Annotated in this window: 22 protein-coding genes and 2 pseudogenes; 5 read left to right on the forward strand and 19 right to left on the reverse strand. The window is 49.7% G+C overall.

All coding sequences use genetic code 11. From position 1 onward, the window contains the following. Positions 1-97: 97 nt before the first annotated feature. From ESM_RS0107095 to ESM_RS1000000129635, 11 genes and pseudogenes are all read right to left on the reverse strand, one after another. Complete coding sequence (locus tag ESM_RS0107095) at positions 98-421, reverse strand: hypothetical protein (protein WP_000654335.1); 324 nt, start codon at positions 419-421, stop codon at positions 98-100. A gap of 64 nt (positions 422-485) precedes the next feature. Beyond that, entirely contained in the window at positions 486-1,628 is a 1,143-nt protein-coding gene (locus ESM_RS0107100) for a hypothetical protein (protein ID WP_001044338.1), read from the reverse strand. A 134-nt stretch (positions 1,629-1,762) separates the two neighbouring features. Next, positions 1,763-2,050 carry a PerC family transcriptional regulator gene (locus ESM_RS0107105; RefSeq protein ID WP_000581045.1) on the reverse strand — a complete coding sequence of 96 codons (288 nt, stop codon included), beginning with the start codon at positions 2,048-2,050 and terminating at the stop codon, positions 1,763-1,765. Next, positions 2,047-2,577 (reverse strand): ProQ/FINO family protein, encoded by a 531-nt coding sequence (locus ESM_RS0107110; protein WP_000164225.1) that lies wholly within the window; start codon positions 2,575-2,577, stop codon positions 2,047-2,049. Before ESM_RS0107110 ends, ESM_RS0107105 begins: the two co-directional genes overlap by 4 nt. Positions 2,578-2,960: 383 nt before the next feature. Further along, positions 2,961-4,766 (reverse strand): DNA primase family protein, encoded by a 1,806-nt coding sequence (locus ESM_RS0107115; protein WP_000786265.1) that lies wholly within the window; start codon positions 4,764-4,766, stop codon positions 2,961-2,963. Beyond that, complete coding sequence (locus ESM_RS0107120) at positions 4,763-5,077, reverse strand: DUF4222 domain-containing protein (protein ID WP_000769228.1); 315 nt, start codon at positions 5,075-5,077, stop codon at positions 4,763-4,765. The genes ESM_RS0107115 and ESM_RS0107120 overlap by 4 nt, the downstream gene beginning before the upstream one ends. Before the next feature lie 4 nt (positions 5,078-5,081). Beyond that, positions 5,082-5,282 carry a hypothetical protein gene (locus tag ESM_RS0107125; protein ID WP_000551489.1) on the reverse strand — a complete coding sequence of 67 codons (201 nt, stop codon included), beginning with the start codon at positions 5,280-5,282 and terminating at the stop codon, positions 5,082-5,084. Continuing rightward, positions 5,275-5,509: pseudogene (locus tag ESM_RS01000000124255) on the reverse strand (hypothetical protein). Before ESM_RS01000000124255 ends, ESM_RS0107125 begins: the two are co-directional and overlap by 8 nt. A 2-nt stretch (positions 5,510-5,511) precedes the next feature. Beyond that, the gene (locus ESM_RS0107135; protein ID WP_000551744.1) at positions 5,512-5,868 is read right to left on the reverse strand and encodes a hypothetical protein; all 357 of its coding nucleotides are present in this window, start codon (positions 5,866-5,868) and stop codon (positions 5,512-5,514) included. After that, positions 5,861-6,085, reverse strand: a complete 225-nt coding sequence (locus ESM_RS0107140) for a hypothetical protein (protein ID WP_000335966.1) — start codon at positions 6,083-6,085, stop codon at positions 5,861-5,863. Before ESM_RS0107140 ends, ESM_RS0107135 begins: the two co-directional genes overlap by 8 nt. Further along, positions 6,078-6,443 carry a host cell division inhibitor Icd-like protein gene (locus ESM_RS1000000129635; RefSeq protein ID WP_000907409.1) on the reverse strand — a complete coding sequence of 122 codons (366 nt, stop codon included), beginning with the start codon at positions 6,441-6,443 and terminating at the stop codon, positions 6,078-6,080. Before ESM_RS1000000129635 ends, ESM_RS0107140 begins: the two co-directional genes overlap by 8 nt. Before the next feature lie 208 nt (positions 6,444-6,651). Between ESM_RS1000000129635 and ESM_RS0107150 the strand changes: the two genes are divergently transcribed. Then, entirely contained in the window at positions 6,652-6,954 is a 303-nt protein-coding gene (locus tag ESM_RS0107150) for a YlcI/YnfO family protein (RefSeq protein ID WP_024257672.1), read from the forward strand. Between the two features lie 217 nt (positions 6,955-7,171). Here ESM_RS0107150 and cbpM read toward each other — a convergent pair whose 3' ends face one another. The 5 genes and pseudogenes from cbpM to ESM_RS0107175 all read right to left on the reverse strand — a co-directional run bounded on the left by cbpM (position 7,172) and on the right by ESM_RS0107175 (position 11,181). Then, a complete protein-coding gene (cbpM, locus tag ESM_RS0107155) occupies positions 7,172-7,477 on the reverse strand; it encodes a chaperone modulator CbpM (protein ID WP_000024563.1) in 306 nt (101 codons plus the stop codon). After that, positions 7,477-8,397, reverse strand: a complete 921-nt coding sequence (cbpA, locus tag ESM_RS0107160; RefSeq protein WP_000420635.1) for a curved DNA-binding protein — start codon at positions 8,395-8,397, stop codon at positions 7,477-7,479. Before cbpA ends, cbpM begins: the two co-directional genes overlap by 1 nt. Before the next feature lie 213 nt (positions 8,398-8,610). Further along, positions 8,611-8,966 (reverse strand): annotated as a pseudogene (locus ESM_RS01000000124260) (RidA family protein). Beyond that, positions 8,963-10,216, reverse strand: a complete 1,254-nt coding sequence (locus ESM_RS0107170) for a D-amino acid dehydrogenase (RefSeq protein ID WP_000746243.1) — start codon at positions 10,214-10,216, stop codon at positions 8,963-8,965. Before ESM_RS0107170 ends, ESM_RS01000000124260 begins: the two are co-directional and overlap by 4 nt. A 50-nt stretch (positions 10,217-10,266) precedes the next feature. Continuing rightward, positions 10,267-11,181, reverse strand: a complete 915-nt coding sequence (locus ESM_RS0107175) for a LysR family transcriptional regulator (RefSeq protein WP_000776564.1) — start codon at positions 11,179-11,181, stop codon at positions 10,267-10,269. Between the two features lie 273 nt (positions 11,182-11,454). Between ESM_RS0107175 and ESM_RS0107180 the strand changes: the two genes are divergently transcribed. Next, positions 11,455-12,888, forward strand: coding sequence for a hypothetical protein (locus tag ESM_RS0107180; RefSeq protein ID WP_001285182.1), 1,434 nt, complete (start codon positions 11,455-11,457; stop codon positions 12,886-12,888). A 149-nt stretch (positions 12,889-13,037) separates the two neighbouring features. Continuing rightward, entirely contained in the window at positions 13,038-14,279 is a 1,242-nt protein-coding gene (gene agp / locus ESM_RS0107185; protein ID WP_000751746.1) for a bifunctional glucose-1-phosphatase/inositol phosphatase, read from the forward strand. A 276-nt stretch (positions 14,280-14,555) separates the two neighbouring features. Here agp and ESM_RS0107190 read toward each other — a convergent pair whose 3' ends face one another. Together ESM_RS0107190 and wrbA are read right to left on the reverse strand one after the other, a co-directional pair. After that, the gene (locus ESM_RS0107190; RefSeq protein WP_001143120.1) at positions 14,556-14,783 is read right to left on the reverse strand and encodes a YccJ family protein; all 228 of its coding nucleotides are present in this window, start codon (positions 14,781-14,783) and stop codon (positions 14,556-14,558) included. Positions 14,784-14,803: 20 nt separating this feature from the next. Continuing rightward, positions 14,804-15,400, reverse strand: coding sequence for an NAD(P)H:quinone oxidoreductase (gene wrbA / locus ESM_RS0107195; protein WP_001151439.1), 597 nt, complete (start codon positions 15,398-15,400; stop codon positions 14,804-14,806). Positions 15,401-15,761: 361 nt separating this feature from the next. On the opposite strand from wrbA, the gene ESM_RS0107200 reads away from it, so the two are divergent. Continuing rightward, positions 15,762-15,935, forward strand: coding sequence for a general stress protein (locus tag ESM_RS0107200; protein ID WP_001273657.1), 174 nt, complete (start codon positions 15,762-15,764; stop codon positions 15,933-15,935). A gap of 212 nt (positions 15,936-16,147) precedes the next feature. After that, positions 16,148-16,786 carry an HTH-type transcriptional regulator RutR gene (rutR, locus tag ESM_RS0107205; RefSeq protein WP_000191701.1) on the forward strand — a complete coding sequence of 213 codons (639 nt, stop codon included), beginning with the start codon at positions 16,148-16,150 and terminating at the stop codon, positions 16,784-16,786. 39 nt (positions 16,787-16,825) lie between these two features. Here the strand turns inward: rutR and putA are convergent, their stop codons facing one another. Then, positions 16,826-20,788: a trifunctional transcriptional regulator/proline dehydrogenase/L-glutamate gamma-semialdehyde dehydrogenase gene (gene putA, locus ESM_RS0107210; protein ID WP_010377195.1), complete on the reverse strand. Its 3,963-nt coding sequence runs from the start codon at positions 20,786-20,788 to the stop codon at positions 16,826-16,828. Positions 20,789-20,814 lie beyond the last annotated feature (26 nt).

Raw genomic sequence — 20,814 nt, forward strand, 5'->3', positions numbered from 1 at the left:
AAGCAGCGGGGAGTGAAAAGGGGAAGTTTTTATAAATACACGATTGTCGCCTCACTGCAGGTTAACAGCCACAAGCTCCATGATAATAACTTGTTAATTATTTCATCAGATTTTTCATTATTTGCGCGATTGAGTACACAAGCAAAAACTCGGCAGCCGCAAGAGTATAAAAAACATAAATTCGCTTAGCCCACCGACGATGAAAGAACTCCTCAGCATGGCCGGATGTTCGAGATACAAGCCATGCACCTACTGCACACAGAGCAGGTGCAATGAGCACAGTTATAAACCAGATTGTGATGCCCATCCCATGCCTACTGATAATAGCCATTGGTATTGCAAAAATGAATGTTAGAGCAGCATTAGCTAATAGAATATCTTTTAAAGTATTTTCAATTAGTTTTGCTAGATTATCTTTCATCTAATCCCCCACGTTGAACATTAATATATAAAAGCCCCTTACTAAGGGGCTTTGCACGGATTGTTTAAAGGGAACTTTTTTTCGCCCCTTCAATTTCTGCCTGACAAATTTCGTCATTTGTAAATGAGTACTGCAGATAGACATATCCCTGAGTGGAATTGTTCGCTCTGGCCTCAATAGATATAGTATCAATATTGTTTTTTAATGGTATTTCTTTTGTTCCCTTCCATGTGGCAGATAAGAAGCGTTCTTTTTTGTTTAGCCCCCTCATCCAGTCCTGAGGATCTTTCCAAATTGAACCAGCCAGCAAAAAGTCTGTAGTATCAGCCTTTCCATACAGAGAACTTAAAGAATTACTCAATTCTTCAAACTTGGATTTAAGAGCCAATCCATAGCTATCAGTATCAATATTTTTTCCTAAAGCCCGTATTTGACATAAACCAGCTTTCGGGGAGATCAGCAAACCATACATTTCAAAATCTGCGTTTTGCTTCGGTAATTTATCAGAAGTATACAGATTCACACTGTCTGGTAGTGGCTTGAGCTTAGCACCGATCATATCTTCGATGTTTTTCTGTGTAAGACCGGCTTCTAAGCCAAACGGACCATCCGCTGGCGGGAGTAAAGGAAGTTGCTCTTGGGAATTTTTGGCTGTTACTTCCGTTTCAGTACTGTTTTTTGCGTCATTAGCTTGTACTGATGCCAGCTTAACTTCAGCGAGGCCATACTTGGCTGTGAGGTACTTTTGCTGCAACATTGCCATGGTCTGCTCTTCAGTGGCAACAGTAGATAATTTTAGTACCTTTATCAGACCACCACTATACTGACGAGCATCAGCTTTGGCTTCGTTGATTTTTGCATCTAAGCTGTCAATTTCAGTTTTAATTGAAGCCGCAAGCTCAGGATCAGGTTTTACTCCAGATACAACAACATCAATTTTGGCACCTGATTCAATAGCATTAATACGCTGTTCCAAAAGCGCTTTATTAGTTCCTAATATTTCCAGTCTTGCTGTTGTCAGATTTTTTATCAACCCACCAGAAAACTGCTGGTCAACTTCCTTAGCTGCTGATATTTCACCTTCCGTTTGCGACAGTTCAGCTTTAAGAGCAGCTACTTCCTGTTTCTGTTCTGGAGTTAACTCTTCTGGCCCACATCCGGTTAACATTACTATACCGACTAATGTTGCAATTAAAGTTTTATTCATATCCCTATTCCAAATGAAAATATTCAGATTAATCTTATCAGGAACCCAGATGCAATTGAATATTCATCTGCTCAGCAACGTAGTAGATTTCCTCAGAAAGCATCAACAAAAAACCAAGAGAATCCCATCCTCTGTTACTGACTACAATTGTTCTTTTTTTGGTATTTCCTGAATGCCTCACCATTGGGCTGATGTAATCCCATCCCGGCATGTGCCCGGCTGATGGTTTCGCGCATCTCCCCGAAATTATCCTGCCTTGCTGGTGGGCGTGCTGCCTTGTGGATACATTCCGCGCGACGTTTTGCCGCCTGTTCCCGTGCCTTGTCATCATTCGCCAGCATGATGACCTCAGCCCACCGCGCCGCCGCTCTCCGGTACAGACCACGCGCTTCCAGTGCTTCCGCTTTGCTGTCGTGAATCATGCGCCTATTGTCTCCTTTGCTGCCCGGCACTGGCGTTTGCGCTTCTCATTCAGCGCCACCAGCCGCGTTTCTGCGTCCTGTTGTTCCTGTGGTGTCACCTCGCCGCACGGCTGGCCTTTCAGGTCGTAGCGTACCCCACCAGCCATTAAGGCGCGGTAATAGCGCGGACACTGCGCATAAGATGCCAGCGTCGCACGCAATGCCCCTGGCCCGAATGCCAGCCCCCTGGCGGCGAGATCCTGCATCAGGTCGTCGAATATCCCCACCTTAAGCGGCTTCAGTGCTTCCCGGCTGAATAAGTCAGGCCACAACTCAGTGAGGCGGTTAACGCGCCTGCGGTTTTTGCGCTGGCGTTTGGTCATATGCCGCCACGGTGTCGCCCCTGTAGGCTTCTGCTGCGCTTTCTGGTTACCGGGCATCACTTTATGCGCCGATGTGGTTTTATCCTGCTCCTGTGCCGCCTGCGTCGTTTTCTGCGGCGTGCCGTAAATACCTTTTGGTTTTCTGTTAATGGTCAGCTTAGTCATGCTTTGCCCCATCGTTACAACTGTCTACCAACTGTCTACCGATATAATTGATTGATTTATTTAATGTTATTAACACATAACAAAAAAACAATCTGCAAACTGTCTACCAACGGTCTACCGCATTAATACATTGATAATTAATGATTTTTACTAAATGGTAGACAGTGTAGACAGTTAAAAGAGAAATTTAAAAAATGCCCCCTTAACTATCTGTTTTTTATATACCCCCCGTGGTTTAGGAATATAGAAATAACTGTCTACCTCTCTACTACATTGAAAATATCTTTATAATTCAAAATATTAATTGGTAGATGGTTGGTAGAGGGTTAAGTGAATCTGTCTACCAACCGTCTACCTTTACGTTTCAGCTTATAAATTTCGTATTATGTTCTGTCGTTAATCCCTGTAGCTGCTGGCAACCAGCCATCAGCATCATCATCTAACAGAACATTTGTTATCACTCGCCCTTTATCCGGGCCTTTAGTGCATTTAGCCCGCTTATACTCCTTTCCGTATTCCGCCATAGCTCCTGGCATATCAGTACCAAAGCGTGTCAGTGATACTGGTTTTCCCAGGCCATGCGCTGACATATAGGCTAAATAAGCATGATACAGGTATCGCCTCGGGCTAAATGGCACTATTTCCGCATTGCCCACCATCATTCCTTCACATTTAACCAACGACATCAGATAGCCGCAAAAGTCCACCAGTGAATCACCTTCGCGCTTTATCAACAGCGCTTCTTCTGATTTTTGCTGCTCATAAAGTAGTCTTTTAGCTTCGTCCTGGTCGGTAAATCGTGTTAGCAAATGGCGAATCACTACCGCCAGTTCGCCTTCTATCTTTTCCGCCAGCATGGGATCGCGTTCGTTCTCCGGTACGACCTCAGAGAAATTAAATATCACCCTACGACGCGAGATCCCCCCGCTTCGGTCACTGAATGACATGGCGTTATTGTTTACCGCAAGCACTACTGCCGGAATACGTGTGGAGTAGGGGGCTTTATGTTTCGGATCAATTGCCACCTTGTCGCCGCCAGTAATTGCCTTAATTCCTGCACCATCGCCAGCGTAGCGAGTCATATCCGGCATGATAATCAGCGAAAAGCCAACTACTAACGCGCGTTCCCTTGCGTCTTCCAGAGCCTTCATGCTTGCCGATACTGTGTTGGCCTTACCCGCCAGCATGGTACAAATCTCAGCCATCACACTTTTACCGCTTCCGCCTGGGCCTGTTACCTCAAGGAATAACTGCCAGTCGTACCGGTTCGCCAGCACCATGAATAATGCCGCCAGTACGCGATCAGCTTTACGATCATTATCTGCCACCGAACGACGCAGCCACTTCCAGAAATTCGGCGCATGTGTTGCCAGCGTTTCCCCCTCTGCTGGTGGGCTGAACGGTAATTCACTGGCATTTAACAACCAGTCATTTTTGTTATGCTCCCGAAAATTTCCCGTCCGGGTATCAAATACCCCGTTACTGAATCCAATAAGATTCCTGTCTGCCCCGCCCATAACAGGCAGGCTCAATTTCATTGTGTCTACGGCAAATTTAATGGCGTTTTGCGAATAACTGATTCCAGCATCAATAAAAATCTTCGCCATAGACCGCTGGAGTTCCTTATCAGATACAGGCACCCAGACAATTCCGTTGTAATGGTGAACTACATCAGAATCATCATTTATAGCCAGTGCTCTTCCATAATATTCAAGTAACACTTCCCCTCTCTGGCTGGCTCCCATCTGATTTAGTGCTGGCCTAGATAGGTCAATATTTTTTGTGGCTAATTTCATCGCTGAAACTTCCCCACTCTCTGCCTGTTCGCGGATCCGTTGCAGGTAGTCGCGCCAGTTTTCCGGCTCCCGGTCGGTGATACCTTTGTATAATTTCGCGTCCTGTACACCAGCCAGCGCCAGCTTTTCAGCAATAGCATTGATCTGGATTGGCTCTATCTCCCCCGCGAGATAGACACGTGCAAAGCGGCGTTTCTCGTCAATAATGCGGATATTCGCCAGGTCTGCCAGTTGCTTTGGCCCCAGATAAACAGGTGGCACGTTATCGCCGTGTTTTCGTCCTTCGCTTTCAATCCAGTGTTGAGCATGGGCGTAAGCATCCGTCCCGGCAAAAATGATTACCTCGGTGAATTTATCCTTCGGCTGATATTTTAAATTCGGTGCGTTTTTCACTTCTTACCTCCCCGCTCACGAATAATTTCACGTACTGTCCTGATGCGTTCCGCGCCCGTGACGCTCATGATTTTGTCTATGTCGCTTAATTCTGCTGGTGGCGCTTTACTTACCAGGATGAATTCCCTTTCAAAGCGCATATGTGACGACACGCAGGGATGCGCATAACCTTTGCGGATATAGGTCACGCGAAAATCATCGACGGTTTTAATCGTTATCGTGCCGCCGTATTTATCCCGGAAAATATCGCCGGGACGAATTTCAGGCCGAGAGAGACCGCTGACAGTAAAGCCAGAATTTTTCAGTTTCATGGTTTTATTTTCCTGTCAGCAGTTCCGGTTTTATTTCTGCACGAATACAGAGTTCAGAAAAAAATTCAGGAGAACCAACAATCTCATTACTTTTCAGTCGGCGTTGTGATTTCACTTTCCCTTTATCCAGGTAAACCAGTACGCGTCCGGTGAAATCATCTGGCACATTAAGCACTACGGGTACATGCGCTTCATGATTATGCATGGCTTACATCCTCCGTGAATTTTCTTCTGTAACGCGTCTCTGCCACATATTCCGCATAGTCCGACGCAATACTAAGAATCATTTCACCCTCTGACTTGTAGCCACTGGTATTGATAAGAAAATAATGCAGCTTTCATCATGTCAGCAACGCTCAACAATGCGCCCGCTGCATCTTCCGGTGCGCCATCAAATTCCCGTTTCAGGGAATTAAAACGATCATCACGCATGTTTACCCCCCCTGAATGACCTGATAACCGCAACTGGTCAGCAATTCGATAAATTCCGGCAGTGTGCCGAAACAGCAATCATCACGCAGACGTTCGCGGGATACTTCAACGCCGTTTTCGTAGTGACTCACCATGCGTCCGGTAAAATGCAGATCATCATCGTGATGGCACGTTAACGGCTTAATCAGTCGCGCACGTTCTGCCAGTTCCAGCAATGCTTCAACGCTTCCGGCAATTGCACCATCCGGCAGGTGATAATTACTTACCACGCGTCCATTCTCCACGTTGACCAGTAGCTGCCCGGAAAATATCTCGTCAAACTGAATGCTGTTAAGGTCAGAAATTGACAGGTTATGCATGGTGCACCTCCTGCACATCAGCCATGATAATTTTTCCGGCCTTATCCAGTGCCTGATCGGCTTTTAGCTGCACAAATGCTAAATAATGGGAGATGCATTCTGATTCTCTGGCTGCGTGTTTATGCGCCACACCAGCGATAGCAGAAATCTCAATAAGTGAATCCATCAGCGTTTTGATAGCGTCTACCGCTGCATCAGGCCATGTTGCATTACACATGTTCCACCTCCTGGCGAATGCGGGCAGCGAATACCATCACGCAGCCATCAGGAGATTGCTGGCGTGCTTCCTGTTCGCTGGTGGCCTCGATGTGAATTACACGCGGTTGTGCTGTGCTCAGGGCGATAAAACGCCATATAAAATTGTTTTCGCATTTCTGAATAAACAGCGTGTTTTCTTCGCGCCCTTTCCATGTTGCCGAGATATAGCCCATATCATTGAGCATCTTGCAGGCATCCACCAGCGTATCAGCGGCTACGTGTACAGTGTTTTTACCGTCAGCCATGCAATCACGGTGCACCGCCAGGAAGGTGTATATAAATTTAGGGTGAGTTTGGGTATGCTGTATTCCAGCCATAATCGTTACCTCATTTAACGGTTTGGTTAGAAGCCCGGTTAGTGTTCGCGCACTGCCGGGTTTCGTCGTTTTTATGAATCGCTCATTGTGAGATACATAGCGACCTCCATGTGAGATACACATTATATTGTGGTGATATACATTGCAAGTGTTTTTATATCTCACTTTTGTGTATAGTGATATACACATAACAAATTGGTGATTAACTATGTCTGTATACAAAAATGCAAAATCGCAAATGACAACGATCAGGGTTCCCCACGATGTTATGGAGGGCATGGAATCCGTAAAACTGGACGGCGAAAGCAACGCCGGATTCATAGTAACCGCCATGCGCGGTGAGATCGCTCGCCGCCAGGCAGAAGGAAGAGGAGAAAATCCCCTGGTTTCTTCGCTCGATGCACTGGCGCAGGTGGAAAAAATCGGTGTCAAAGCTGCCGAGGAGATCGGGCAACTCGTCACCGTCGCGCGTGAAGAACTCCAGCGCCGCAAGGCCAAAGAACAGGAGTAGTTGATCAGCACCGGGCGACCAGAAAAAATCGCATCAGTCGCACCACCAGCAAAATTTTTTGCTTTCCGGACAGCGTGACCAACGACATTTTGCAGCAAAATATTCTGCATTTCTGGCGTGCTGTAGTAACGGTGATCAGCGCCTTCACTCTGTGCGACCACAACGCTATAATCTGCCTCGTGATAAGACGCGTTAAGCGTCGCATCAGGCAACAAACTCACGGATGAGCCACAAACCGGGAAAGCCGTTGGCGCAGCAGGCGGTTTTCCTGTTTCAGATGTGCGATATCATCCATTAACGTTAGCGCCACCGCGATCCCCGGCCAGTCAAGCGCCAGTTCCTGACGCAGACGTACCGCGCGTTGCACCACAATGGCGGCATGGTCGTCAAACACCCAGGTCGTTTCCTGAATCTCACGCGGTTCAACTACGCCTAAACCGACAATTTCATTCAACTCCTCTTCAGAAATGCCGGTATGCAGGCAAAATTCAGTAATGGTAAAAGTCACCGTAACGTTAGCCATTATGCTTTCCCCCAATCTTTACGTGGATCAAAAGACGACTGGGCGTCTGCCAGTTGTTGCCACAGCGCAGCAGTGTTTTCATCAGGTTTCGGCGGCATGACGATTTTCAGCACCGCATACAGGTCGCCGGTCTGTTTTTTACCGACCAGACCTTTACCTTTAACGCGCAATCGTTGTCCGGCCTGACTGCCTGGTGGGATGGTCAGCAAAATGCTTTCTTTCAGTGTTGGAACGGTGACTTTAGCTCCCAGTGCCGCTTCCCACGGGCTAACCGGCACCACAATTTCCAGATCCTGACCGACAATATCAAACAACGGATGTGGCGCAATATGAATCACCAGCCACAGATCGCCATTCGGACCGCCGTTTTCGCCCGGCGTCCCCTGGCCTTTCAGGCGGATACGTTGACCATTGCCGACACCCGCCGGGATCTTCACATTCAGCGTTTTCGGGATTTCCTGTTCGATCATGCCAAAGGCGTTATAAACCGGCAGGTTATAGCTGATGGTACGCTTATGCTCAGTAAGCGTTTCTTCAAGGAATACCGCCACTTCGATTTCAATGTCGTGGCCACGTGTGGCCGGGCGCTGGCGGCTCTGACGGGCATGCTGACCGAAAATTGATGAGAAGATATCGTCAAAATCTTCGGCGTTGAAACTCTGGCCGTCACCATGCTGGAACTGACGGTTAAATTGCGGATCGTTGCGATGTTGCCACATCTGATCATATTCAGCGCGACGTTGTTCATCACTCAATACTTCCCAGGCTTCAGCGACCTCTTTGAAGCGGGCTTCGGCATCGGGTTCTTTGCTGACATCAGGATGGTATTTGCGGGCCAGTCGACGATAGGCGGTCTTGATTGTCTTGAGATCGTCCGTCGGTTTCACGCCCATGATGGCGTAATAATCCTTTAATTCCATAGCGTTATCTCGCGTAAATCAATACAGACAAAGGGAAACCCCTGACAAGGTATCAGTGTTAAGTGTAGGGGAAATCAGAAAAAATCGTAGGTCTGTGACGAAACATAACTAAAAATGATATTTTCAGCCTGAATGTTGGCAGGTAAAAGAGGGGGCGTTTACCCTTCATGGATGCCCCATGACTACGTTGCCAGGGGGCTGAAAACGGGGAACTTATCTTGCTTTTACTGCCGTGACCATCACTTCAACCAGAATCTCCGGGCGAGCCATCTCAGCTTGTACGGCAGCACGGGCTGGGCTATATCCTTCTGGTATCCAACTAACCCATACGTCGTTGAAATCGGCAAAATCGCGGGTGATATCTTTTATCCATACCTGCGCGGATAAGATATGAAATTTATCACTGCCAGCCGCTGCAAGTAATTCGTCGATTTTTTCCAGCACTTCGCGCGTTTGTTGCGCGATGTCTGGGGTATTGCTTTTCGGTGTCTGGCCGGAGAGAAAACAAGGTTGCCATATTCCACGCTGGCGGCCAGACGCGGCTGTGGGTTATTACGTTTGATATTCAAGCTGATTGGCTCCATGTCAGTCCATCAAGTGAAATTGCAGGATCTTCGCCCGACAGCAGAGCGCCTAACACCACAGCACTACCTGCCGCCAGCGTGAAGCCCAGACTGCCCTGACCAAGATTCATCCAGAGATTTTGATACTTCGCCCGTCCTAATAGTGGCGGACCCGCAGGAGTGGATGGACGCATACCTGTCCATAATTCGGCATCATCGATACCTTGCAGTTGCGGAAAACTGGAGGCTACGATCTGTTTTAAGGCATCAATGCGTTCAGGGCGCAGTTCATTACCGTCATAGCCAATATCGACCATGGCGGCGATACGCAACCGGTCACCGAGTCGGGCATAGACAATTTTATGACCATAGTCGGTGACACTGATTTGCGGTGCGATCCCCATTTTTTGTGGGAAAGGGAGTGTCAGACTGTAACCTTTCAGACCGCAAAGCGGTACGTGAATCCCGGTTTCGGTAAGTAAATGTGTGCTGCTATTTCCGGCGGCAACGACATAATCATCAGCAATCAGCGTTCCTGTACTGGTGGTAATGGAGACTATGCGCTCACCTTTTTTATTCAACTGCAAAACTTCACAATCGGTCTGTAGCGAAAAATTCGCGCTGGCATTAAGTTTGGCAAGTAATGCCTGGCAGAACTTATAGCAGTCCGCCGTTTCATCGCCGGGAGAATAAATACCACCGCACAGGGAATTACCAATATGTTTTAGTGCGGGTTCAAGATGAACGCACTCTTCGCGTAATAGAGTCTGTTGAAAATGCGGATTAATGCCTTTTGCCGCTTTGGCTAAATCTTGCTGGCGGCGATGAATAATCAGTTTGCCAGAACGGCGCCAGTGGAAATCATCAAGATTATCCTCCAGCAACCATGCTTCCATTACCTGACGACTTAATAGTGATAAGCGTAAAATATGATCGCCATTGAGTTTATTTGTCCGGTTATTGCAGGCCAGTAAAAACGCCAGCAACCAGCGCCACTGACTTAATGACATGCGCAAACGCATATTCAGTGGAGAGTCACTTTTCCCCATCCATTTAAGCCCCTGCATCGGTACGCCTTTATCCGCCAGAGGGGCAACGTAACGATAACTGAGTTGCCCACCGTTAGCGAAACTGGTGGCGACGCCTGCCTGGCTGTTGCGTTCTAACAATTGTACCTGATGGCCCTGTTTTACCAGGACCCATGCTGTCGCCAGACCAATAACCCCGCCGCCAATAACTACAATGCGTTTTTTCATCACCTGAGATATCCACCGCTAATAAATGCGTTGGGGTTATGTCAAAACATTTAGGCCTGAGGAGCAATTGACTTTTTATTTTCAGGGTATAACTCAAGGTTAATGGCTCGCAGTTGCTGACGTAATTGCTGGCAGAGGAAATCAACAAATTTTTGTGTAATGGGGCTAAGTGACACGTCGGCACGACGTAGCAAACAAAGATCAATTTTCATTGGTGGTTCGATGGGGTGAATTGTTTCTGCCGGGAGGTTATGACGGGCAGAGAAAATATCGGTAATACTGCATCCCATTCCTCGTTTTACAAATTCAGTCGCCATGTAATAGGTCTGGACATTCAGGCGCGTTGTCAAAAAATCACGCCGTTTGGCTATGGCATTGGAAAGGGAATGTGGGCCAGGAGAAATCCAGCGTTGTTGGTCAATCTTGTCTATTTCTACCGCGCCCTGGCGATAGTCCCGGTCGATATAAACCAGCGGAACTTCGGCTATCAGTGTCGTCATAATCTCCCCCTGTTGAATCGGCTGTAGCGTCAGGGCCAGATCAATCTCACGCAGATCAAGTTTTTTAACCAACGTTTCAGTGTGCTCTGTCGTCAGTGTCATTACCAGATTTGCATTCTGCTGGTAAAACGCAGTGACTATTTCGGGCACCAGGCTTAATCCCAGGCTTGGCAGGCATCCCAGGGCTATTCTGGCTCGGGGATCTCGCGTCAGGTTATCGGCCAGCAGTCGCAGGTTATCGAGTTCGTGATAAATCGACTGCGCTTTTTCAAAAAGTGTGATCGCTTCGCTGGTTGGAAGAAGCTTGCCACGAACTCGCTGAAAGAGCTGAAAACCGAGTTTTTGTTCAGCGTTTTTTAACGCTTTACTGGCGGCCGGTTGGGAAATATTCAGCGATTCCGCTGCACGTGAAAGTGTTCCGCATGTCATCACGGCATAGAAGATTTCCAGGTGGCGCAGTTTCATTAAGAGTTAACCCAGAGTTATAGACGATAGATAAAAAGTCATTTCATGGTAACACCAAGTTAACATAAATTTAATCTGTAACGCCTGTTCTGGTAACAATGCGTTATTTGCCCACCTAAAAGGGGTTAATTACGAACTCAGAATAATACCTGTAGTACCCGGACAAACCCTCAGTGCATTTGGCCAACAATAATAACGAGGGGGGATATTTTCTGAGCTGTCCAAATACATCGGCTGATATTGACGGTCGATTCGATGGGGTTAAGGAGTTATATGAGTGACTCAATGCTCGCTGGTGGTTTGCTAACCAGACAAAATATCACCAAAAAGAATGTCATTATTGGCTTACTGTTGGTTATTTTTTTATTGACAGCGTTCTGGTGTCAGGGGCGTCCAGGTAATGAACTCGGACTGCTGGGTTTCACACCGTTGGTGGCGTTAGCGGTGCTCTCGTTGATAGGCGTCGATATTGTTCTGGCGGTTATTTCATCCATTATTATTGCGATGATAATGACTTCCACCGGTTTACCAGAAATGGGCACCATGCTGGCAAAATCGACAGGATCGTTTATCGCCACTGTTGGACTGATCATTATGCTTGGCGCAGGCGTCGGTGAAGTGGCAACACGTACCGGAGCGGCCGTTGAACTGGTCAAATTTGTGGTACATCGGATCGGACTTTCCAGCCAGACACGGGTCAAATTTGGCATCGTCATCTCTTCCATTCTCATCTGTGGCGCGCTGGGCACTATGGCGGGTGGCAATGCCATTATTGTTGCGGTGATTATTCCTGTGGCAGCAGCAGTACGGCTTACACCTCCCACGGTGGCGGCACTGATGATGACGGCGGGGTCAGTGGGATTGTTTACCGGGCCTTTTACCCCCAGCACAGTGACGATTTTACAACTCGGCGGCCTGACTTATCCGCAATATCTGATGTACGTCGGGTTACCAATGAGCGCCGTGACGTTATTCGCAGGCTGGATCATGGCCGGGCGAATTCAGAAGATGACGGAAGGAAAATTGCATTACGACGTCGATCTTTCAGAGAAAACGCAGGAAGAAGAAGATCCCGCACGCGATCGCCGTCGCAAGCTCAGCGCCCTGGCATTTGCAGCAACCATTATTGTTATGGCGGTTATTGGCGTAGTGATAAAAGCAGGTTTTAGTTTTGCCATTATCGTTATGTTGTTGGTGGCTCTGGTCACCGGGCTGGTGGGAGGGTTAAGTCCAACCGGGATCTTGCAGGCGCTGTATAAAGGGTGTGGCAGGCTGGTGTGGATGTTTCTGCTCTACTGGCTGTATAACCCGATTCTGGAACTTATGGATAGCCTACAGGCGTATCAGGGGTTGCTCGAATATACCCAACCCCTGTTAACCGGGATATCTCCGGCATGGCTTTGCTTCTGTATTTTTGCCTTTAACATTATCGGTCATGTGCCTGGTGCCGCAGTGGCTCAGATGACTTTTACGCACAAAATATTTGGCCCGATGTTGATGGCTGCAGGTGTACCGCCACAGGGTACAACGGCGGTATTGTTAGCTTCATCGCAAGTGGACTGGTTTGGGCCTTTCCCTTCATCAGATATGTTTGGCCAAATGGGGCTGGCACAATCTACTCACCTGAAATATATGCTTTATAACGGTTGGGCCATTGTCATTGCCAATATCATTCTTTTTGCCGTGCTGTTTCAGATATTAGTTTAACGATACAAACCAGGCGATAGCGCAGCTACTGTCCGTTATCGCCTGACGGTTTCCCGCCTCGTCATCTGCTAAATTGCGAACCGGTTCCCGGAAAAATGCCATATTTCTGTCACACTCTTAATTGATTGATAACTAAAGAGGTGATGGGAATGAAAAAAACGCTAATCGCTGCGGCCGTGGCTGGAATGGTTTTACTCTCTTCGAATGCTCAGGCACAGACAGTGCCGGAAGGCTATCAGCTACAGCAAGTGCTACTCATGAGCCGTCATAACTTACGTGCGCCGCTGGCAAATAATGGCAGCGTGCTTGAGCAGTCCACGCCGAATAAATGGCCGCAATGGGATGTCCCCGGAGGGCAACTCACCACCAAAGGCGGCGTGCTGGAAGTGTATATGGGCCATTACATGCGTGAATGGCTGGCAGAGCAGGGGATGGTGAAATCGGGCGAATGTCCGCCACCGGACACCGTTTACGCCTACGCGAACAGCCTGCAACGTACCGTCGCCACTGCGCAGTTCTTTATTACTGGCGCATTCCCGGGGTGTGATATTCCTGTTCATCATCAGGAAAAAATGGGCACGATGGACCCAACCTTTAACCCGGTAATCACCGATGATTCCGCTGCATTCAGCGAGCAGGCAGTGGCAGCAATGGAAAAAGAGTTGAGTAAACTCCAGCTTACCGACAGCTACCAGCTACTGGAAAAAATCGTTAACTATAAAGATTCTCCGGCTTGTAAAGAAAAACAGCAGTGTTCACTGGTGGATGGCAAAAATACTTTTAGCGCGAAATATCAACAAGAGCCGGGCGTTTCCGGGCCGTTGAAGGTGGGCAACTCGCTGGTGGATGCGTTTACTTTGCAATACTACGAAGGTTTCCCGATGGATCAGGTGGCCTGGGGAGAGATCAAATCAGATCAACAGTGGAAGGTGTTGTCGAAACTGAAAAACGGTTACCAGGATAGCCTGTTTACTTCACCGGAAGTGGCGCGCAATGTCGCGAAACCGCTGGTGAGCTACATCGACAAAGCCCTGGTCACCGATCGCGCCAGTGCGCCGAAGATTACGGTGTTGGTAGGACACGACTCTAACATTGCCTCGCTACTCACTGCGCTGGATTTCAAACCGTATCAACTGCATGACCAGAATGAACGTACGCCCATTGGTGGCAAGATTGTCTTCCAGCGTTGGCATGACAGCAAAGCCAATCGTGATTTGATGAAAATCGAGTATGTGTACCAGAGTTCGCAGCAGTTGCGTAATGCCGACGCCTTAACCCTGCAAGCACCTGCTCAGCGCGTGACGCTGGAACTTACCGGCTGCCCGATAGATGCCAACGGATTTTGCTCGATGGATAAGTTTGATAGCGTGTTGAATGAGGCAGTGAAATAACAGAAAGCTCCCCCGCGAGAAGCGGGGGAGTATGAGACAGATGACAAATGTTAGATTGCCTGATGCGCTACGTTTATCAGGCCTACCTGAGAATTGCACTATATCTGTTAGATTGCCTGATGCGCTACGCTTATCAGGCCTACCCGAGAATTGCACTATATCGAATTTGCACGATCATGTAGGTCGGATAAGGCGTTTACGCCGCATCCGACATGAACAAAGCGCACTTTGTCAACAATTTGAAAACTCCCCCGCCAGAAGCGGGGGAATTGCGGATTAAACGTTTTTACGTTCGATGGTCTGTTCGCCCCAAAAAAGCGAATCTTTATCGGTTTTGGCAAAGGCTTTGACTAACACTTCATCGCTACCTTCTTCCCAAATTTTTTCCGCCATTTTTTCGTCATACCCGGCGACTTCAAAAATGGCCTCGGCTATTTCCGGCGACGTATTGCGCAGAGATGCCCATTCACCCACGTGATGGGCTTTCGCTTCTTGAGTTGGCATGCGTATCCTCCTGTTGAAGATTAGCCATTAAGTTTGACTGCCAGACCAGCAACATATTCCCCCTGGTAACGTGCGATAGACAACTCTTCCTGGCTGGGCTGGCGCGAACCGTCACCGCCTGCAATGGTGGTAGCGCCGTAAGGCGTTCCGCCGCGAACCTGCGAGACGTCAAATAATTCCTGCGCTGCGTAGCCAATGGGGACAATCACCATGCCGTGATGCGCAAGGGTCGTCCAGGTGGAAGTAATGGTTTGTTCCTGACCGCCGCCAGTTCCGGTAGAGCTAAAGACGCTCGCCAGTTTGCCGTACAGCGCACCGGAAGCCCACAGGCCGCCAGTCTGATCCAGGAAGGTACGCATCTGCCCTGACATATTGCCAAAGCGGGTCGGCGTACCAAAAATGATGGCGTCGTAATCGGCCAGTTCTTGCGGGGTTGCAACGGGCGCAGTTTGCGGTTTACCGCCTGCTTTTTCGAATAATTGCGGCTGCATGGTTTCCGGTACACGCTTAACGACAACTTCTGCGCCATCGACTTTGCTTGCGCCTTCTGCGACTGCACGCGCCATCGTTTCAATATGTCCGTACATGGAATAATAAAGCACCAGAACTTTAGCCATTTCTAACCACTCCTCGTGTTATCTCTATTCCGTAGCGATTCGCTACCACTCATTTAAAGATAAGACGTCCTTTTCAGAGTGCAAATTTCACAACCACTTATTTGATTTATAACAACTTTCACAAGCCTGTAATTTTGTCGCAAAATGATACATTTTTATCTCATAGCGTTTTTTTAATCATAAGAGCGGCTTATGGCTGATTATCAGAAATGATATCTATTCTCGCTAAGAAGCTGTTGCAGGATATTACCAAACGCAGGCTTACCCGCGTCAGTTCACTAAGCTTAGTCCCACGTAGCGAAAATATGGCATCCGCCATACGCCGCGTTAATCCTGGGCACTATGATGACGGAGGTCAGTAATGGCAAACCATCGAGGCGGTTCCGGCAATTTTGCAGAAGACCGCGAAAGAGCATCAGAAGCAGGTAAAAAAGGTGGACAGCACAGCGGGGGGAATTTCAAAAATGACCCGCAGCGCGCATCTGAAGCAGGAAAAAAAGGTGGTAAAAGCAGTCACGGCAAAAGCGACAAATAGCCGGGCTTAATCAATGACGAATGCGTTTTTGTCTGACGCGCGTCATTAGCCACCACCGCCGGAAACCCCGGCGGTTTTTTCGTTCTGGTGTTCTCCTTTATATCCTCACGTTAATACCTTCTCGCTTATTCCATTCATATTGCGAATGTTGATGGTCGAGGCATTGTGCTGATTTTGCTATCCTGTTGCCCATCGACAAGAGGGGAGAGCGCATGACGCAAGGCGCAGTGAAAACAACGGGTAAACGTTCGCGCGCAGTGAGCGCGAAGAAAAAAGCGATTCTTAGCGCGGCACTGGACACTTTTTCACAATTCGGTTTTCACGGCACAAGACTGGAGCAAATTGCAGAGTTGGCGGGCGTTTCAAAAACCAATCTGCTGTATTACTTCCCGTCGAAAGAGGCACTGTATATTGCCGTGCTGCGGCAAATTCTGGATATCTGGCTGGCACCGTTAAAGGCGTTTCGTGAAGATTTCGCTCCGCTGGCGGCGATCAAAGAGTACATCCGGCTGAAGCTGGAAGTTTCCCGTGATTATCCGCAGGCTTCGCGCCTGTTCTGTATGGAGATGCTGGCTGGCGCGCCGCTGTTGATGGATGAACTGACCGGCGACCTGAAGGCGTTAATTGATGAGAAATCGGCGCTGATTGCCGGTTGGGTCAAAAGCGGCAAACTCGCGCCGATTGACCCGCAGCATCTGATTTTTATGATTTGGGCTTCCACCCAACATTACGCTGATTTCGCTCCCCAGGTGGAGGCGGTAACGGGCGCGACATTGCGCGATGAGGTGTTTTTCAATCAAACGGTTGAAAACGTGCAGCGGATCATTATTGAAGGGATCCGACCACGTTAATGATGCCGGAGGAGGTTGCGACATCCTCCGGCTACCTGTTTAACCGATCGTCATCAAACTGGCGTTACCTCCGGCGGCAGCGGTATTCACACTCAGCGAGCGTTCAATATACAGCCGTTCCAGCAGGATATTGCTTTCGCCACGGGCAAACCCCTGCACCGAAACAATCGCACCGTCCCGTGCGGCAACCGCTTCACACAACGCCCGAAGCTGATCCGAATCACCGTGGAAGATCACCGCATCAAACGGTTGAGCGGTAATATTTTCCGCTTTCGCCAGTTGAATACGTTCGCTGACTGCCGATGGCAATGCCTTCACTAACTGACGATGCAGCGCGTCATCCGGCCACAGCACCTGGCTGCCCACAGCCAGCACGGCGGCAAGCTGGGTTAATGCATCCTGTTCATCATCCGCAATACACAGCACGCGCTCACGCGGCAGCAGCGTCCAGGTATTACGTTCACCCGTCGGTCCTGGCAGTAATCGCTGTGTTCCTGCCTGTGCCAGCTCGCCATATTGCGTACATAACGCCTGCAATTCTGTTCGGTTTGATGCCCATTCCCGCAGCGCATTCAGTGGCTGAATTAATGCTGCTTTCAGTTGGGCATCAACCGGATACTCTGCATCCTGACGTGCGAGCGTCACCGCCAGTGCACTTTCCGGGCGATTCGCCAGCAGACGGTAGAGATAGAGCGGACCACCCGCTTTCGGGCCTGTACCGGACAACCCTTCGCCGCCGAACGGCTGCACACCAACTACTGCGCCAACCATATTACGGTTAACATAAAGGTTGCCAACATGCGCCGAGCCAGTGACCTGGGCGATAGTTTCATCAATACGCGTATGGACACCGAGCGTCAGGCCATAGCCGGAAGCGTTAATCTGCTCGATCAGCTCCGGTAATTGATTACGGTTGTAGCGCACCACATGTAGCACCGGGCCAAAGACCTCTTTTTGCAATTCAGCAAAGCTATCCAGTTCGATCAGCGTCGGCGCGACAAAAGTGCCGCTTTGCCATTCACGGGCATCTTCACTGTTTTCCCGCACTGTCTGAAACACCGGACGGCCTTTGCTGCGCATGGTCTGAATATGACGCTCAATATTCGCTTTCGCTTCGCTATCGATCACCGGCCCGATATCGGTGGTCAGGCGACCCGGATTGCCCATTCGGCACTCGGCCATTGCGCCGCGCAGCATTTTCAAGGTGTGATCGGCAATCTCATCTTGCAAACACAGCACGCGTAGCGCCGAACAACGCTGGCCTGCGCTGTCGAACGCCGAGGCCAGTACATCTATTACTACTTGTTCAGTCAGTGCTGAAGAATCGACAATCATCGCGTTCATCCCACCGGTTTCAGCGATAAGCGGAATAGGGCGACCCTGAGCGTCCAGACGGCTGGCGATATTGCGTTGTAGCAAGGTAGCGACTTCGGTTGAACCGGTGAACATCACCCCGCGCACACGATCATCACCCGTCAGTTGTGCGCCCACGGTTTCACCCTGACCTGGCAGCAATTGTACTACGCCTGGCGGCACACCCGCTTCCAGCAAAATGGCGATCCCTTGCGCTGCAATCAGCGGCGTTTGCTCCGCCGGTTTTGCCAGTACGCTGTTACCTGCCGCCAGCGCGGCAGCAATTTGCCCGGTGAAAATGGCCAGCGGGAAGTTCCACGGGCTGATACATACCACGGGGCCTAAAGGACGATGCGTTTCGTTAGCGAAATCATCACGTACCTGTCCGGCGTAGTAGTGGAGAAAATCAACGGCTTCACGCACTTCGGCAATGGCGTTACTGAACGTTTTTCCGGCTTCACGCACCAGAATACCAATCAGTTGCTGCATCTGACTTTCCATTAGCACGGCAGCGCGATGCAAAATCGCTGCGCGTTCAGCCGGAGGGGTGGCAAACCAGATAGGCGCATTGTTGACGGCATTTTCCAGTGCCTGGTCCACTTCACGTGGCGTGGCTTCACGCACATAGCCCACAATATCTTTCGGTTCCGCCGGGTTGATAACGGGCGACATTTCGCCTGCCGCAACCGGTTGTTCCAGCATTGGCAAGGCCTGCCACTTTTGCAGCGCACTGTTGAGCAGAGCAGAGGAGAGTGACGCCAGACGGTGTTCATTGGCGAGATCTAACCCTGCCGAGTTGTCGCGCCCGTGACCGTAGAGATCGCGCGGCAGGGGAATTTTCGGATGCGGTAATCCGGTTTGCCCTTCCTGCTGCGCTATTTTTTCTACGGCAGCGACCGGATCGGCAACCAGTTCATCCAGTGGCAGAGAGGTGTCGGCAATGCGGTTAACGAACGAGGTATTAGCACCGTTTTCCAGCAGACGACGCACCAGATACGCCAGCAGCGTCTCATGTGTGCCAACCGGCGCATAAATACGACACGGACGGTTAAGTTTGCCGTCGGCAACTTTCCCGGTGACCTGCTCATACAGCGGCTCGCCCATACCATGCAGGCACTGGAACTCATACTGACCCGGATAGTAGTTCTGTCCCGCCAGTTGATAAATCGCCGCCAGCGTGTGGGCGTTGTGTGTCGCGAACTGCGGGTAGATTAAATTCGGCACCGCCAGCAGCTTTTTCGCACAGGCGAGATAAGAAACATCGGTGTACACCTTGCGGGTATAAACCGGATAGCCTTCAAGGCCGTCCATCTGTGCTCGCTTGATTTCACTGTCCCAGTACGCGCCTTTCACCAGACGAATCATCAGGCGGCGACGGCTACGGGTCGCCAGATCAATCAGGTAATCAATTACCATCGGGCAGCGTTTCTGATAAGCCTGAATAACAAAACCGATGCCGTTCCAGCCAGCCAGTTCTGGCTCGAAACAGAGTTTTTCCAGCAGATCGAGGGAGATCTCCAGACGATCGGCCTCTTCGGCATCGATGTTAATACCAATATCGTACTGGCGTGCCAGCAGCGTCAGGGATTTCAGGCGCGGGTAAAGTTCGTCCATCACGCGGTCATACTGCGCGCGGCTGTAACGCGGGTGTAGGGCGGAGAGCTTAATTGAGATCCCCGGGCCTTCGTAGATACCGCGTCCGTTAGAGGCTTTACCAATCGCGTGGATAGCCTGCTGATAAGAGACCATATACGCCTGCGCGTCCGCTGCGGTTAGCGCGGCTTCGCCCAGCATATCGTATGAGTAACGGAAACCTTTCTCTTCCAGCTTACGGGCATTGGCTAACGCCTCCGCGATGGTTTCGCCGGTGACGAACTGTTCACCCATCAGACGCATCGCCATATCCACACCTTTGCGGATCAGTGGTTCACCGCTCTTACCGATAATGCGGTTCAGCGAACGGGAGAGGCTGGCTTCGTTATGGGTAGAAACCAGTTTACCGGTAAAAAGTAGCCCCCAGGTGGCGGCATTAACAAACAGCGACGGGCTACGACCAATATGTGACTGCCAGTTACCATTGCTGATTTTGTCGCGAATTAAGGCGTCACGGGTGGCTTTATCGGGGATACGCAGTAACGCTTCTGCCAGACACATCAGCGCTACACCTTCCTGTGATGACAGCGAAAACTCCTGCAATAGTCCCTGAACCATGCCTGCGCGACCACTGGCGTTTTTTTGGTTACGCAGTTTATCCGCCAGTTGGTATGCCAGTTTATGCGCCTGTTCAGCAACCGGCTGTGGCAGACGAGCTTGTTCCAGTAACATGGAAACAGCTTCTGTTTCCGGGCGGCGATACGCGGCGGTGATGGCGGCGCGGGAAACCGACTGCGGCAAAATTTGCTCGGCAAAATCGAGGAAAGGCTGGTGTGGTTCATCTGCCGGATTCGGTGCTTCATCGCTCTCATTGGCCGCGCCAGAAAGCAGCGCAGGTAGCTCCGGCAAGGTATCGCTGTTTTCAAGTTGTTCGAGATAAGAAAAAATCGCCTGCTTAATTAACCAGTGTGGTGTGCGATCGATACGTGTCGCGGCAGACTTAATACGCTCACGCGTCGCGTCGTCCAGCTTAACCCCCATAGTGGTGGTTCCCATGCCATTACTCCTGTTGTTCTGAAAGG

This window comes from Escherichia sp. TW09308, from assembly GCF_000208565.1.
Classification (GTDB): domain Bacteria; phylum Pseudomonadota; class Gammaproteobacteria; order Enterobacterales; family Enterobacteriaceae; genus Escherichia; species Escherichia marmotae.